This is a genomic window from Neobacillus sp. PS3-34, from assembly GCF_030915465.1.
Classification (GTDB): Bacteria; Bacillota; Bacilli; order Bacillales; family Cytobacillaceae; genus Neobacillus_A.
The window spans coordinates 1,661,335-1,677,120 of record NZ_CP133267.1; the positions used below are offsets into that span (position 1 = coordinate 1,661,335).

At 39.8% G+C, this 15,786-nt stretch carries 12 protein-coding genes and 5 pseudogenes; all 17 read right to left on the bottom strand.

Annotated elements, in window-relative coordinates; translation table 11 throughout:
- Nucleotides 1-166: 166 nt before the first annotated feature.
- On the bottom strand, nt 167-1,309 hold the full coding sequence (locus RCG23_RS08560) for a PAS domain-containing sensor histidine kinase (RefSeq protein WP_308179355.1): 1,143 nt from the start codon (nt 1,307-1,309) through the stop codon (nt 167-169).
- On the bottom strand, nt 1,306-1,662 hold the full coding sequence (locus RCG23_RS08565; RefSeq protein ID WP_308180010.1) for a GAF domain-containing protein: 357 nt from the start codon (nt 1,660-1,662) through the stop codon (nt 1,306-1,308). The genes RCG23_RS08560 and RCG23_RS08565 overlap by 4 nt, the downstream gene beginning before the upstream one ends.
- A gap of 119 nt (nt 1,663-1,781) precedes the next feature.
- Nucleotides 1,782-2,434 (bottom strand): annotated as a pseudogene (locus RCG23_RS08570) (response regulator).
- Nucleotides 2,412-3,116, bottom strand: coding sequence for a sensor histidine kinase (locus tag RCG23_RS08575; protein ID WP_308179356.1), 705 nt, complete (start codon nt 3,114-3,116; stop codon nt 2,412-2,414). The pseudogene RCG23_RS08570 and the gene RCG23_RS08575 overlap by 23 nt, the downstream one beginning before the upstream one ends.
- Before the next feature lie 43 nt (nt 3,117-3,159).
- Complete coding sequence (locus RCG23_RS08580) at nt 3,160-3,432, bottom strand: hypothetical protein (RefSeq protein ID WP_308179357.1); 273 nt, start codon at nt 3,430-3,432, stop codon at nt 3,160-3,162.
- A complete protein-coding gene (locus RCG23_RS08585; protein WP_308179358.1) occupies nt 3,419-3,655 on the bottom strand; it encodes a hypothetical protein in 237 nt (78 codons plus the stop codon). The genes RCG23_RS08580 and RCG23_RS08585 overlap by 14 nt, the downstream gene beginning before the upstream one ends.
- Nucleotides 3,656-3,722: 67 nt before the next feature.
- Nucleotides 3,723-3,932, bottom strand: coding sequence for a hypothetical protein (locus RCG23_RS08590; protein WP_308179359.1), 210 nt, complete (start codon nt 3,930-3,932; stop codon nt 3,723-3,725).
- A pseudogene (locus tag RCG23_RS08595) lies at nt 3,922-4,444 on the bottom strand (Rieske (2Fe-2S) protein). Before RCG23_RS08595 ends, RCG23_RS08590 begins: the two are co-directional and overlap by 11 nt.
- A gap of 12 nt (nt 4,445-4,456) precedes the next feature.
- Nucleotides 4,457-5,016, bottom strand: a pseudogene (locus RCG23_RS08600) (4Fe-4S dicluster domain-containing protein).
- Nucleotides 5,017-7,185, bottom strand: a complete 2,169-nt coding sequence (locus tag RCG23_RS08605) for a molybdopterin oxidoreductase family protein (RefSeq protein ID WP_308179360.1) — start codon at nt 7,183-7,185, stop codon at nt 5,017-5,019. It abuts the pseudogene before it with no gap.
- Nucleotides 7,172-8,253: pseudogene (locus RCG23_RS08610) on the bottom strand (hypothetical protein). The gene RCG23_RS08605 and the pseudogene RCG23_RS08610 overlap by 14 nt, the downstream one beginning before the upstream one ends.
- Nucleotides 8,254-8,525: 272 nt before the next feature.
- A complete protein-coding gene (locus RCG23_RS08615; protein WP_308179361.1) occupies nt 8,526-9,707 on the bottom strand; it encodes a hypothetical protein in 1,182 nt (393 codons plus the stop codon).
- Between the two features lie 151 nt (nt 9,708-9,858).
- Nucleotides 9,859-11,055: an HD-GYP domain-containing protein gene (locus RCG23_RS08620; RefSeq protein ID WP_308179362.1), complete on the bottom strand. Its 1,197-nt coding sequence runs from the start codon at nt 11,053-11,055 to the stop codon at nt 9,859-9,861.
- Nucleotides 11,056-11,271: 216 nt separating this feature from the next.
- Nucleotides 11,272-12,507, bottom strand: coding sequence for an ATP-binding protein (locus RCG23_RS08625; RefSeq protein WP_308179363.1), 1,236 nt, complete (start codon nt 12,505-12,507; stop codon nt 11,272-11,274).
- 189 nt (nt 12,508-12,696) lie between these two features.
- The gene (locus RCG23_RS08630) at nt 12,697-14,112 is read right to left on the bottom strand and encodes a branched-chain amino acid transporter BcaP (protein WP_308179364.1); all 1,416 of its coding nucleotides are present in this window, start codon (nt 14,110-14,112) and stop codon (nt 12,697-12,699) included.
- Nucleotides 14,113-14,802: 690 nt separating this feature from the next.
- Nucleotides 14,803-15,225 (bottom strand): NAD(P)-dependent oxidoreductase, encoded by a 423-nt coding sequence (locus RCG23_RS08635; protein WP_308180011.1) that lies wholly within the window; start codon nt 15,223-15,225, stop codon nt 14,803-14,805.
- 30 nt (nt 15,226-15,255) lie between these two features.
- Nucleotides 15,256-15,665 (bottom strand): annotated as a pseudogene (locus RCG23_RS08640) (NAD(P)-dependent oxidoreductase); the annotation flags it as partial.
- Nucleotides 15,666-15,786 lie beyond the last annotated feature (121 nt).

The window sequence follows — 15,786 nt, forward strand, 5'->3', positions numbered from 1 at the left end:
CTTTCCTTGTGGAGCTAGATTAATAAAACTTGGTAGAAGGTATCCAAATTATTTAATTTTATAATTTCATAAACAATGAAAAACCGGGCCATTTTCAGGCCAGGTTTTGTTTTGCACAAAAAAACATTCCTGTAATGGAATGTTTTCATTTAACTAATTTTTTCATTTAAATCGGCACTTCCAAAATGATTCTTGTCCCCTTGCCCGCAGATGAATATATTGAAAGCTCTCCGCCAACGGAACGCGCCCTCTCATCCATGCTGAATAAGCCGACACCTCGGGAATCCTGCCTAAAATCAAAGCCAATCCCTTTATCTTCGATCATTACCCTAACCGCACTATCCAATTCCCTGATCGTAACTGTCGCTTCAAAAACATCGGCATATTTTCGGATATTTGTCAGCGATTCCTGAATGATTCGATAAATCGTTGTTTCGATATTAACATTGAGACGGCGATTCAATACACATTCAAATACCACATCAATTTTATAATGGTCGGAAAATCTTGTTAAAAAAGACCGGATTGCCGGTACCAGACCAAGATCATCCAGTACTGATGGGCGAAGCTCCCAGGAGATATCACGTATTTCCTCAATCAGTTCTGTCGCTTCATCCTGCATTTGCTGCAGGAGGGGGTGATCCATTTCTGCAAGCAAACGATTAATCGTAATAAGATGGCTGTATAGGTTCTGCCCGATTCCATCGTGAAGATTCCGCGAAAGCCGTTTCCGTTCTTCTTCCTGGACATCAATGATTTTAGCCATCATTTTTTGTAATTCCTCTTCCACCCGTTTTCTTTCCGTAATTTCATAACGAATGGACAGATACTGATAAGGTTTTCCTTTCTCATTTAAAAACGGGACAATCGTCGTATCGACCCAATAGATAGTCCCATCTTTTGCACGATTGCGAAGTTCACCCTTCCATACTTTTCCGGAACCAATCGTTCTCCACATTTCCCTGAAATATTCCTTTGAGTGGTAGCCGGAATTGACAATTCGATGGTCATGTCCGAGTAAGTCTTCTGAAGTGAACTTAGAAATCTCGCAAAACTGATCATTCACATATGTAATAATCCCTCTTGAATCCGTAATTGCAACGATGGATGATTCATCAAGGGCAAATTTCAGGTCCATTAATTCCTGCATGGACTTCTTCAATTCCTCGGTCACGCGCTGATAATGGGTGTTTTCAAGCATGGTTTCATCAGCGCTTTCCGTGTCGGCTGTGGGAACCTTGTCTAAACCTGATAAATCCTTACGATTTTGTTCAGTTCCTAACCTTTTATCCGGTTTCTGCTCCATCATTTGCCTCCTGACCTGATTTGAACTGTCAATATTTTTTCCAGGGAGCTGGCAGATTCCTTTACCTTATTCTGATCTTCATCTGTATATGTATGTTTCTGTCTATTGCCGACCAGCAGAACCCCTTTGGGAACCGCATTGAAAAATAAAGGTATCGCATAAGAGGAAACCAGATTTTCTGCAAGCATAATCGGCTGTTCCAGCGGCTTACCGTTAATATTATTTGGAAAGTCCTCAATCATAATTGGGCTCCCGCTCGAGATGACTTTCCCTGCAATACCCTTTCCAAATCGGACCGAGATTAGACGATATTTTTCATTTAAATTTCCTAATGCATAGTGCCATCTTATATTCAGGCCGTTTCATCCTGCAAAGCTAAACCTACAAAATCACAGGAAGCTTCTCTCATTAGGTTATCACATGTTTCCACAACAGCCTGAATGTCTCTAAGCTCCTTCATTGAACCACTCTTCCCTTATAAACCATAGCCTAACAGCCCCTTTTTAACGGCATACGCAACCAGTTCAGGACGTGTTTTCATTTGAAGTTTTTCCATGAGGTTTCCTTTATGGGTTTCTACTGTTTTAACACTTATGACTAGCTGCTCGGCAATTTCCTTATTCGAAAAACCTTTAGCAACTAATGTCAAAACCTCTTTTTCCCTGTCAGATAAAAGATTAAACGTATCGGCGTTCCCCTTTTTCAGGCCTCCCAAATATTCTTCCATCAATCTCTTTGTGGCAGAAGGATGCAGATAAGCTTCTCCTAATGAGACTGTTTTAATAGCTGATAGAAGCTCATCATGAGGAGCGCTTTTCAAAATGCACCCAGCTGCGCCAGCCTGGATCGCCCTGAATAAGTATTCCTCATCATCATGCATGGTTAAAATAAGAATATTCACTTCCGGCATTTGTTTTTTAAGTTCAGATGTTGCAGACAGCCCATCTTTTCCATGCGGCATGCTCAAATCCATGACAACTACATTAGGCATTAATTCCAGGCCTTGCGAATTCCTTCGTTGCCTTCGGACGCTTCACCGACTACGTGCATGTCCGGGTGGGTGCTTAATAACATGGAAAGGCCCATCCTGACCACTGCATGATCATCAACAAGCAGAATTTTTATCAATACAAACTCTCCTTTGATCTCCTGAATCTCCGTTTAAGGGAAGAGAAATTTCAATTGTAGTTCCTTCTCCTATTTTAGAGGAAATTACACACCCACCGCCAGCCAGAAGCATTCTTTCTTTCATTGCCGCAAGTCCGGACAACCTCCCATGGTTGCACTCTTCATAATTAAAGCCTCTTCCGAAATCCTTGATGACGATTTTAAGTCCTTTTTCCTCCCAGAAAAAATTTATTTTTACTCTGGAAGTATCTGCGTATTTAGCTGCATTAGCTAGGGCTTCTTGGCAAACCCTGAAAACAGCGATATTTCTTTGCTCTGGTATAGACTGTTCTTCACCCGTGGATTCGCTCTCGACAACGATGCCGAACGTCGATGTATACAGCTTAGCATAACTTTTAACTGCAGGAAGCAAACCAAGGGCCGAAAGGGAAGGAGGATGCAGTTCAACAGACAGCAGCCTGATTTCCTGGATGGTCCGTTCCATCAGCCGGCCCATTTCCTGTATATAGCTTTTCAGCTGTGGCTGCTCTGTACCCGTTTCAATAAGCTGCAAACCTGTATAGAGGCTATACAGGTTTTGGCCTACACCTTCATGAAGTTCCAGGGCGATTCGCTTGATCTCTTCTTCCTGCGATTGAATAATATATGAGCTTATATATTGATTGGCCGATAGAAGCTCCATTTCCATCCTCCTCACCACCCCATGAGGTGTAACTTTATTTCAATTACAGTGTTACTTTATAGGTAAGCCCACTTTCTTGATCGTGGGCAGTCCATTCTGTTTCTGTAAGAGTCGATTCTGAAGCAAGCGGGACTGCGAGAAAATAAAAATCATCAAAGTAAAGCCGGATATGTGTGCTGTCTGGACATAGCTGTACCTTTTTGATGAATTTTTTGACTGCGGGAGCCTGGTCGCTCCCATGTTCATCTAAAATTTTTATTGCTGCATGGCAGCCTGCCAATTGTTTGGCAATTATTTCTGTATTAATGGGTTCCACAGCTATTACATCCTCTCGAAGCGGGATATATGAACATTTTGTAACCCTGCAAATATTTCCAGAACATTTCTCCCGAAGCAGCCTCAATGAACATAATGGCCTCTTCTTCTGATTGCCAATCGCTCATCCCTTTGATTTCTGCGACGACGACATCAGCACCCTCTGAAGCCTTTTCCTCGAGGTACCAGTTCAATCTTTTTCCCTTAAAGAGCTCCCTTAGCATTTGGTCGATCTCCTTGGAAAAATCCCCCGATTCTTTTCTCATAAAACAAAAGTCGATATAGGTCTCGTTATTCATGATTATTCATACCTTTATCCATTTTTTTGTCTCTTTTATAAATAAAAATAGCTACGGGGAACAACAGTACATTAAACGCCCCGGAAATAAGTGTGTTTGTAAAATGCTCGTAAAAATACTGATGGACCATGTACTGTGTCAAAATGAGATTCAGCATCAGAAGGCCACAAAGTAGGATGACACTAACATTGCTAAGCTTCATAACGCTTCACCCTTACCGCGTAAACGGCACCTTTAACTACTTTTACCTGGATTTCGGGAAGCGGGCGCCGAGGCGGCTGCAATCGGTGCCCCAGTTTTCACATCAAATTTGCCATGATGGCAAGGGCAAATCATTTCTTCCTCTTTTTTATCCCAAAAAACCGGGCAGCGCAGATGCGTACAGGCATTTTGATACGCTACATATTTATTTTCAGAAAGGCGAATCAAAATCGCGCTGTCATGCTCACCTGGAAAAGCGAAGTCAACCGCGTCGCCGATTGCAATAGAATCAATATTTGTGATCTTCTTATGGGGATACTCTTTATCTCCCAGACCCATTAATTCCTTTGCCGCCATCGCTCCCCATGGCAGGGAGGAAACAGCGAATACACCCGCAGCCCCTACAAGAGTCTTCATAAAGCCGCGGCGGTCAAGCTTTCTTTCATTATTGCGGTTTATATTGTGCGTATAGTTATCTTCTTCGAACGGGATTTTATTATTTTTATCCGACATGCTATTCCCTCCTTAAAACAGTTTTGTAACGCCCTGCAGAATGCCGGGAAGATTTACTCTTACATTAGTTTCGCCTTCTAAATAAGGCATGCTTGTTACCCACTTGCCATTATCAAGGTTAAATTGTTTCTGTTTTGCTTCAATTTCTTCGTCAGTAAGCCATTGCAGTGTATTGGACGGGCATACACTCGCACACATTGGCGGGATGCCGTCTTTGGAACGATCGATACAAAGATCACATTTGTACATTAGATTTTGTTCGGTATCAAATTTGGGTATGCCATAAGGGCAGGCAATGGTACAGTTTTGGCATCCGATACACTTTTCTACCAGAGCAGATAAGACAGCACCTGTTTCATGGATTTGAATTGCTTGGCCGGACAGCTTCTTGCACATGCCGGATTCACGCAGTGAAGACACATAAGAGGCATTGTCTGCCTGTTAACAAGCGGGTTAACATCATAGACATAGTTTCTGTTCCGCTCTTCGTGCCCGCCGCATTGCGTGCAGGCAGCAAGGCATGATCGGCAGCCTATACAGTTTTCAAGTTCTAAGTACAGCCTCTTTTTCATTTATTGCACCTTCTTTAGTTCTAGTTTTTCAATCTGCGCTGCGCATGCTTTGAATTCCGGCATTCTTGACATCGGGTCAAGTGCTGCAATAGTTAATAGGTTGATAGACTGATCGTGGCCAAAATGGTAAGGAACAAAAACGGTATCCTTTCTGATGGCTTCAGTAATTTTCACTTTATAAACGGCTTCGCCGCGGCGTGTGTATAATCGGACATTTTCTTCATGTTCAATATGATACTTAGCGGCTGTTTCCGGATGTACTTCAACATAAGGTTCAGGGCACATATCGTGCAGGAATTGAATCCTTCTGGTCTGGTTGCCGGATAGATAATGGAAAACGACACGGCCAGTTGTTAAGCGAAGCGGATATTTTTGATCCGGTTCTTCAGCTGGTGGGCGGTATGGAAGCGCGCAAATCTTTGCCCTTCCATCTGGATGATAGAACTTTTTATCAAGGAACATATGTGGGGTTCCAGTATCCTCTTCATCCTTACAAGGCCAGAACACTCCGTCCTGTTTATCGATTTTATCCCATGTAGCACCATAGTAATCAGCATAGCCGCCTTTTGTGGCAAGACGGAATTCATCCGCTACATCCCTGGCTGTTTTAAGGTGGGAGAAATACTTGCCCCTTCCAATCCGTTCCGCAATCTCCACCTGGATCTGCCAGTCCGGCTTGGATTCCCCTACTGGTTCCTGTGCTTTATTAATTTTAATAATGCGGCCTTCAAGATTTGTAACAGTACCTTCATCTTCAGACCATGTAGTTGTTGGCAGGATTACATCTGCAAACTCGGCAGATTCAGAGAGATAGAAGTCTGCGCAGACCATAAAATCAAGCCCCTTCATCTGCTTCCTGACATAATTCAAATTAGGTGCAGAGACTGCTGGGTTCGAACAAAGAAGATATAAACCGCGGATGGTCTTTTGTTCCATCAATTCAAACATTTCATAAGCGGATACGCCAGGTTCAGGCATTTCTTCAGGAGTAATTCCCCATACTTGGCAAACTTCTTCTACATGTTTTGGATTTGTGAGTTTCCGGTAACCAGGGAGCAAATCTGATTTTTGGCCGTGCTCACGTCCGCCCTGGCCATTACCCTGGCCTGTAAAGGTGGCAACACCAGATTTAGGACGGCCAATTTTCCCCGTGACAAGTGCCATATTCGTATACCCAGATACATTGTCAACGCCTTTATGCTGCTGCTCAATTCCACGTGCAAACATAACAATGGCGTTTGGCGCCTTTCCGTATATTTCAGCGGCGCGGATAATTTTATCTACAGCTACCCCTGTAATCTCGCTTGTATACTCTGGAGTGAATTCTTTTACAAGCTCTTTTGTTTCTTCGAATCCATTAGTATGTTTATTGACAAATTCTTCGTCCGCATAACCATTTTGAATCAAAAGATTTAAAATCCCATTCGCCAAAGCAAGGTCGGTTCCTGGCCTTAAGTCCAAGTGCACATCCGCTCTTCTTGCAATTGGTGTCTCGCGTGGATCTGCGACAATCAGATAGCCGCCTCGTTCCTGTACCGCCCAGACACGGAACATGGAAGTAGGATGGCACTCGGCTGTGTTGCTTCCTGCAATAAAAAGGCAATCTGTTTCGTGAAGATCTGTCCATGGCAATGTAGATCCACGGTCAACTCCAAACGAACGGAGGAAGCCGCCAGCTGCACTAGACATGCAAAAACGTCCATTATAATCAATATAACGCGTTCTTAACGCAACCCGGGCGAATTTTCCTGTCAAATAACATTTTTCATTTGTCATGGAAACCCCGCTGAACACTGATAATGTATCTTTGCCATATTTGCTTTGAAGCTCTGTAAACTTCTTCGCAATCAGGTCATATGCTTCTTCCCAGCTCGCTTCACGGAAGCCTTCCTTCGTTCCTTTTAACGAGGCATTATCACGAATAAGCGGCTTTAAAATACGGTCCTTGTGATTGGTCTGCTGGTATGCTGTAACACCTTTTGGGCACATTTTCCCTACCGTTACCGGCCAGTCATAGCGGGGCTCAACCCCTATTATTTTATTTGTAAGTGTATTAACACGCAGATTCATTCCACACTGCATACCGCAATAGCTGCAATGTGTTTTTATGAGCTTTTCGTTTGGATGGTTGAGGTTTTCTATTTCTTTAAAAAATTTATCCCTTTGCATTTTGGTTTGCCTCCTTGACCTTGATTTTGTGGGTAGCGATTCCTGAAAACTGAGCAATCCTGTATTTTCTTCGGCACGGCAGGCAAAGCTCTGCTAAATGGAAGCCTTCATTTTTGGCAAATTCCATATTATTCATTCCTAGTACATTAATTACGTCGTTTGATTGTTCAACTGATACGAAGTGTGTTCCGCAAACTTTACATTCCTTTTCAGCTTGTTCGCTGTAGTGCTCTCTATAGTTTCTTGCGAGGACACTCATTGGACGGAACGGTATATGCGCAAGCTTTCCGAAAGGAAGATAGATTAAGGTAATAATCACAGAGAACTGATGTATGAGTGACATGGCCGGTTCGCCTGCCCGTGCAAGACAACGTTCATGAATGTTAGCATTAGGCCGGTAATCGAAATAAACAATAGTAGATAAAGCGGCAGAAAGTCATACATGAATTTCTGCTCAGCTCTTGCCTGCATATTTTTCAAGCGGCGGTAAAGTGCCATGCATACACCTGCAATAACCATAATCGCTGTGAAATTCAACGCGTTATAGAAAAAGAAAGCAATGATTCCGTCTGCTTTTACTTTCATTATGTTCATTCCAAGTGCCACGACTGTATAGTAGCCATTGTCATCCATCGTAAAGTACATCCACCCGAATACTAGCGGGAAGGTAACAAAGCAGGAAAGAATGCAGCCCCAGCCCATTAATAAATGCTGCGTCCAGCGGTAAATGCCGCGGTTCCAGATAAACCTATAGGTAACTAACTGTTCCGTCGTTGTCTTTGGTGTGGATTTTCTGAATAAAAGCTTTATGCCCTTTTTGATGATAATTTTGGTTGGCGGTCTTTCACCCCATGCGATAAAGCGGTAGAAGAATCCCCCGATAAACACGAGTGTCCCGATCATGTAGCCATACAGATTTAAATCGATATGCGTAAACATCCTTGTTCCGATGAACGTTAGAATGGCAAGCGCAGAAACAGTAAGAAACGTGGATTTAGCGAAGTGGGATGCAAAAGCATCATTAATGGAGCGCCCCTCTTTTTGATTCGTTGAAAAATTTGCCTGCATTTGAGTTCCTCCTCTTTTAGAAAAGCGCAAGCGCCTCGGTCAGCCCCGACGAGCGCTGCAGGGCTTGGCAGTGAAGTCGTTCTTTGACTTCATTGACAGGACCGAAGCGACCTAGAGGGGCTTGGCGCTGGAGCTAGACAATAAAAAATAACACTGTTGATTTCTTATACTCATTCTAAGAAATCAACAGTGTTTTCTTTATCAGGGAACTCCCCCATCATCAGGGAAAAATCCCCCTATATATGTTGGTTCAGACAAAACTTAGACAAAAATCAAGCGCGAGCTCGGAACTTTTTGGACCAGGAGTAAAAAAGAAGGCCGAAGGAAATGAGAATCTGTAAAGCAAATAAAAACGCGTCCAAGAAATACAGGCTCGTAACTGGTTCCCTAAATCCCGGAAGAGTGCTCTTTACGGCATATAATAATTGTGGAAGGTAGTAAAAAACATAAAGTAAAATAGTCAGGATTACCCCTATTGCAAAAACTAATGAATACAATACCACTATTTTTTTCTCGCCTTCATATATAGGTTCCGATTCAGCAATTTTTTGAAATGGCAGCCATTTCTTTATCAATTGCCAAGCATTCTCCATAAGGTTATAGCAGCCTGTCATATTTTCAAAGACAAAATAAAGATCGGTCTTCATGTAGATACAGCATTGGTATACAATTCTAATAAAAATATTAAAAACGACCATTTTCAATAGTCCTAAAGTTATTCCTTCCAGGCTCGGAAAAATAACCTGAACGCCAAGGGATGCAAATAAAACCATCGTATCAAAATAAAGGCCCGCTAGGTAAAGCACACTCCGATCCCTTAAGGGGACCCTCCAGGCTAGGGACATATCTGTTTCAATAACGAGCAGAACTAATCTATGACCCAACCCTAGTTTGGTTGGCAAAGCGTACGATCTCATAGCAAGTATATGCCCAAGTTCATGCAGCAAGATTAGAACAAACCCAATAAGAAGCCATACCAAAATGTTTAAAGCCATAAATCGAAAAACAAAAAAATCTTTATAATGAGGAAATAAATGAGGATGTGTAATTAACAAAAGAATACTTAAGATGAAGAAAATAATAAAAATTGCGTTGGTGTTTTTATTAAAAAAAAATTTCCCAATTGTAGTTGGAATCCATAAAAAACCGTCATTTCTTTTTTCTATCTCTTTTTTTGGAATTGCAATTTCGTTAATCTCTTTAATTAGCTCCAATTCTAAAAGCTGGCTTGCGAAATCAATTAAATCAATTTCCTCTTCAGGGAATAGTTCATTTAATTTTGCTTCCACATCACCTAAAGGAATGCCGCAGTTAATGATTTTTATAGCTTCAATACACACCTTAGACATTTCATAAAACTCGCCTGTATGTATATCCTCAACTATATAATTCTTTTTATCTATACGAATTTCAAGCTCTACTAACGAAAGTATAGAAGAATATAAAAGGTTCATAATAAACACCCTTAATCTCTTTAAATAAAAATAGGGATGCGAAGCTTTAGGCTTGCATCCCCTAAAATATTAGGCACCAGGAAACCATGCGCACCACCAGCAAGTTGTTTTAATTTTTTTTAGTTTGCGTATTTTCATTATTACACCTCCTTTAAATACTATTTATATTTCTAAAGTTCACATGTTGTTTATTAGTTTTTGAGAGCCAATCCTCATGGATTTCAAGCCAAACTGGAAACACCTTTTTAAATTCTTCAACTAAGTAAGGGTCAAATTGTGAACCCGATCCTTCTATTACACGCTTGTAAGCTTCTTCAACTGATAATGCTGTGCGATATGATCTTGAGGAAGTCATTGCATCAAATGCATCTGCTATTGCAGTTACTCTAGCTAGGAAAGGGATCTCCCTCCCTATTAATTGATCCGGATATCCTTTACCATCCCACCGTTCATGATGAGAACGAATTACATCTAAACTATTTTTCATTCCGTTTACCTTTGAAACGGCTTCAGCACCAACAACTGTATGAGATTTAATAATTTCATACTCTTCCAAAGTAAGACTACCAGGTTTCATTAATATTTGATCAGGTATATTAACTTTCCCTATATCATGCAAAAGACAAGCATAATTAAAAGACTTTAATTCTTCCTCAGTAAATCTCTCAATTTTTTTAGCAAGTGATAAGGCATAACTAGCCACTCTTTCACTATGTCCTCTTGTATAAGGGTCTTTCAATTCAAGTGCAGCAATTACCCCTTTTACAATCCCTTCCAACTGCTTATCATATGAAACTTTAACAGCGTTTACATAAGACTGGAACCGATTTAAGAGAATATATGAAAAGATAGATAAAACTGCAATCATTAATATTGGGAAAATGACTATTGGAGATGGAAGGATAAATCCTACTAAAATATATCTAAGAATTAAACCTAGTGAGACTACCCAGAAAAATCGGCTACTGACAAAGATTGGAGATAACAACAACCAAAAAATTTCAACAGCATTTCCACTCTTGTAATCACCCGGATTCCCTATATAAGTATAAAAATCACTATATAAACTTAATAAAGTAAAAGTTATAAAATAAACATATTTGATAAGATATTGCTTTTCTTGTCTATTAAAAAAATAAACCACTAAAAGTAGTCCGAATAAAACTACATAACTAAAATAGAAAACGACGCCTGGAGAATTTGCCGCAGAGTGTTTAATAAATTTAGGAAAAAAATACTTGTAAAAAAGGTCAAAAGATATTGATATCAAGTAAAACAAAGCCAAGAACCATTTTAAAGTACGTTTTTCTTCATATAATATCGGGGCATCATTTAAGAATTTCTTCATCAAGCTACCTCTAATCTATTTAGACTGTGGAAATCTAAATTAAATTGTTTAAAAGATTTCATGAATATTCAACATTTTTCATCATTATATATCAATACTACTAGATGAAAAATGCTTCTTTTTATTTATTTTATGTATAATTTTAGAATTTTTTTGTATTTTTTTGGATGAATATCTTTAAATAGTTTCTATTTTCAAAAAAATATTGGATTATTTTTAATGTTGTGATATCGGCACTTTAATGTCTACTCTTGTACCCAATCCTAGAAAACTATCGAAAATTAATTCTCCCTTATGGTCTTTTATGATTTGATTTGAAACCATTAACCCAAGACCAGTTCCTTCCATTTTCGTGGTATAAAAAGGTGTACCAATATTTTCAAGGTGTTCCTCTGGAATCCCATAACCTTCATCCTTAACAGAGATTAACAATCTATTGTCTTCGATAACTTTGATATTTATTTGTATGTTTCCTCCATCCGGCATTGCTTCGATAGCATTTTTAATCAAATTAATAAAAACTTGTTTTAATTGATCAGCATCACATTCTATATGAGGTAATGAATCCTCAAAGACAGTCACAAGATTGATTCCTTGCCTTTGGGCTAGGGGTTGAGATATTGAAAGGATATACGAAATAATTTCCTCTATGTTCTCTTGTTTTAATTTCTTTGCTCGAGGTTTACCAAGGTACATTAAATCAGTTACGATAGAATTAATTCGATCAATCTCCTGGATCATAATTGAGTAAAACGCATTTCCTTCTGGATTACTTTCCTGTTGCAGCTGAGTGAACCCCTTTAATGAAGCAAGTGGGTTACGGATTTCATGACCAATTGCAGTAGCCATTTGACCAACTACAGCCAGCTTTTCTTTTTGGCGCAAATCTTCATGGATTAATGTCAAAGAATTTATATAAGAAAAAAATCGATTTAAGATGATAAACGAAATAGCAGAAAAAACACAAAATATTAAACTTGGAATAAAAACATGTGAATCATGCAAAATCAAACCAATTAATAAATATTTTCCAATTGATCCAATTGATGCTATCCAAAAAAACCTTTTATTTATGAAAATAGGAGAAAATAATACAAATAATATTTCTGCAATATTTCCTTCTTCAAAGGGTTTATCCGTTCCATAGTAAACCAACATATTCTGTATAAAATTGGTTATTAGATAAGTATAAAGAAACATGTATTTTATAACGAAGACTTTTTGTTTTTTTATTAGATAAGTAGAGATGGGGAGTAAGCTAAGAATTATAATGTAAACCCAAATCCCTAACCCCTTATGAAGGAAGGCTAGTTGGTCTTTAGGACGGTCAGGACTTAAAAAATTAAAAAAAATCTCAAAAATAAAAAGAAAAGAATAAAACAATGTAATAAAAAGTTTTATAGCCTTTTTTTCTTCAAACTCTAGTCTGGGTATACTGACAATCTCCTTCATATCATTTCTCCTCATTAAAACTATCTAGTCTTTACTAGCTAACCTCATTTCCCCCTCCCATTTTACCACCTTTCTAGCAATCTTTGACATAATAATTGAAAAAACTCTTAAATTCGACAAATTTTTCATATTCCTTTGTAAAAGAAAGAACCTGCCCCTCGGGCAGGTTCTAATCCGAAAATATATTATTTAACTAATTTTCCGTAATGGTTCTGCATTAACATTCATGGTGGAGTGTTTTCTTCCATATAAGAAGTAAACCACTAACCCGATTACAAGCCAAATTCCAAAACTGATCCAAGTCAGGCTAGGAAGCTGGAGAGCCAGGTATCCACAGAAAATGAATGCTAAAATCGGGATGACAGGAACAAACGGAACCTTGAATCCACTTTTCAATGGTGTTTTAGATTTACGAAGATATAGAATACCAATAGATACAGTCATGAATGCAAACAGTGTTCCAATATTCGTAAGTTCAGCAAGCTTGCTAAGCGGGATTATTCCTGCAAAAAATGAAACTAGCAGACAAGTAATCCATGTATTAACAACCGGAGTTTGCTTTTTCTTATCAACAGTCGATAGAACTTTTGGAAGAAGGCCGTCACGGCTGATTGCATAGAACAACCGAGTTTGTCCATACATCATGACAAGCAGCACAGTCGTAATCCCTACAATCGCCCCAACCGAGATGAAGCCAGCAACCCAATCCTGATGAATATAGTTAAGCGCAAACGCAACCGGATTCTTTACACCAAGCTCTTGGTAAGGAACGATGCCTGTTAAAATCGCTGATACAATAATATAAAGGACTGTACATACCAGAAGGGAAGCGATAATCCCAATTGGCATGTTCTTCTGCGGATTTCGAACCTCTTCAGCCGCTGTGGATACAGCATCAAAACCAATATAAGCAAAGAAGACTGTCGCTGCACCAGCAGTAACTCCTGAAAAACCAAACGGCATAAACGGAGTCCAGTTTCCTGGCTTTACATACCAAACACCTACTCCAATAAATAGAAGAACAACGGCTAATTTAATGATTACCATAATAGAATTAAAACGTGCTGATTTTTTCACACCCTGTGTTAATAAGAAAGTAATAAAAAATATAATTACTATTGCAGGTATATCAATATACGTTCCTTTTGCAGGATCATATGCACTCGAAATCGCCTTTGGAATATGAATTCCAAAACCTCCAATCAGGCCTTGAAAATAACCTGACCAGCCGCTGGCGACTGCAGACGATGCTAGTCCATATTCAAGAATTAAGTCCCAGCCTAAAATCCAGGCAATTAATTCTCCGAAGGTCGCATAGCTGTAAGTATACGCGCTTCCTGAAACAGGTACTGTGGAAGCAAACTCTGCGTAGCATAATGCAGCGAATACGCAAGCCAGTCCAGATAGAACAAAGGAAAGTATCAGAGCTGGACCCGCGTGTTCCGCAGCAGCTACACCTGTCAGGACAAAAATCCCTGTTCCGATAATGGCCCCGATTCCAAGCATCGATAAATCAAAGGCGCCAAGTTCTTTTTTCAACGTTATATTTTTTTGTTCACTATTTCTGATAAGATCTTGAATGCTTTTTTTTCTAAATAGATTCATAAAGTCCTCCCAGATGCAATATTTTCCAAATTTTTCGACAATTCAAAACGCAAGCTTCCTTTGTATATCGGTATAATATAATTTATTTTCAGAAAAAGCAATATTTTTGAACTAAATAAAATATAGGTAAAAATATACAGGAAAACACAGGGAATTATGCAAACCTTTATACCTATTAAATTATCTTTCTATACTTTGAATATTATCTGTACATATAAAAAAGCAGATGGCTCTTGCCTATCTGCTCTTTTCTTCTTACTTAATTTTGCTGCTCTCTGTTCCAATTGTGTACGAGGAGAGTTTATCATATATTTGACTGCTCCTGAAGCAGGTTTTGTCGATAGGCTGTATTCGTATACTTTGTTGCTATTTAATGAGTAGTTGATTTTCACTCCAGGATGCTCGCTTTCCGCGGGGCGTGCGGTGAGCCTCCTCGGCGCTCTGCGCCTGTGGGGTCTCACCTGTCCCGCTGCTCCCGCAGGACGTTGAATCATCTTCTTAGAATCAACACCGCACGAAGGAAATGCGAGAGCATTTTCGAGGAGCTCGCACCTTCCATTCCAATCAACTTCTTTTTCGGAATTGCTTTTAAAAACCTATTTACAAAACAACAATCTTTTAGAAAACAGCCTATCGTTAAGATCCGAATCCTATTGTCTCATCAGCTGCTTTTTTATCTGTCTTATTTTTTTATGTGCGCGCCGAGATAAATTGGCTGATTGCTGAAAAATCGGCATCTGCCAGTCCATTTTGCTTTGCCTGTGCATAGATTTCCTTAGTGAGGTTGGCAATCGGCATGGCAACACCATTTTCATAGGCCGCCTGTGAAACAAGATGAAGATCCTTTTGCATATGCTCAAGCGGGAATTCCGCCGAAAACTCTCTGTTAAGGATTTTATCCTTTTTGCCTTTCAGGAATGGGGCAGTTGTCGCTCCGTTAAGGAGAGTATTTACCACCTTTTCCTGATCCAGACCCATCGCTTCTCCAAGTGCGATTGCCTCGGAAAAGACAGCCATTGTTTGGGCAAGCATTAAATTAATAACCAGCTTCATGGATGATCCCATGCCATTTTCACCCTGAAAGGCAATCTGACTTCCCATTGCTTCAAGCATTGGCGTGATTTCCTCTAGATTCGCTTTTTCTCCTCCGACTAAAAAGATCAGCTCTCCCTTTTCTGCAGGTATTTTTGATCCAGAAACCGGTGCATCCATAAAGCGGATGCCTTTTGAGGCTGCTTCCTTTGCCATTCGCCTTGAAAAGGATGGGTCTACTGTGCTCGAATCGACCCACAGCTTTCCCTTAGAAAGTCCGTTTAGCAGACCGTCTTCTCCCAAGGCTGTCTCTTCCACAACAGCAGGATTGGCAAGCATAGTAAAAACGATGTCTGATTTCCTGGCTGCTTCAGCCGGAGTATCGGCCAAACTGCCCCTTTTTCAAGCAAGGCTTCCGCCTTGTCCTTTGTACGGTTATGGACAATTAATTCAAATCCCTTATCAAGAAGGTTTTCCGCCATACGGCTGCCCATAATGCCTAATCCGATAAAGCCGATCATTTTACCATCTCCTCAGTGAATTTCTTAAATATGTACTTATTATTTATTTTTTTGAACAGCTTTTCAAATATTACAGCTTGATCTTAGTATGCAACGATACTTCAAGGTAACACTAATCGGG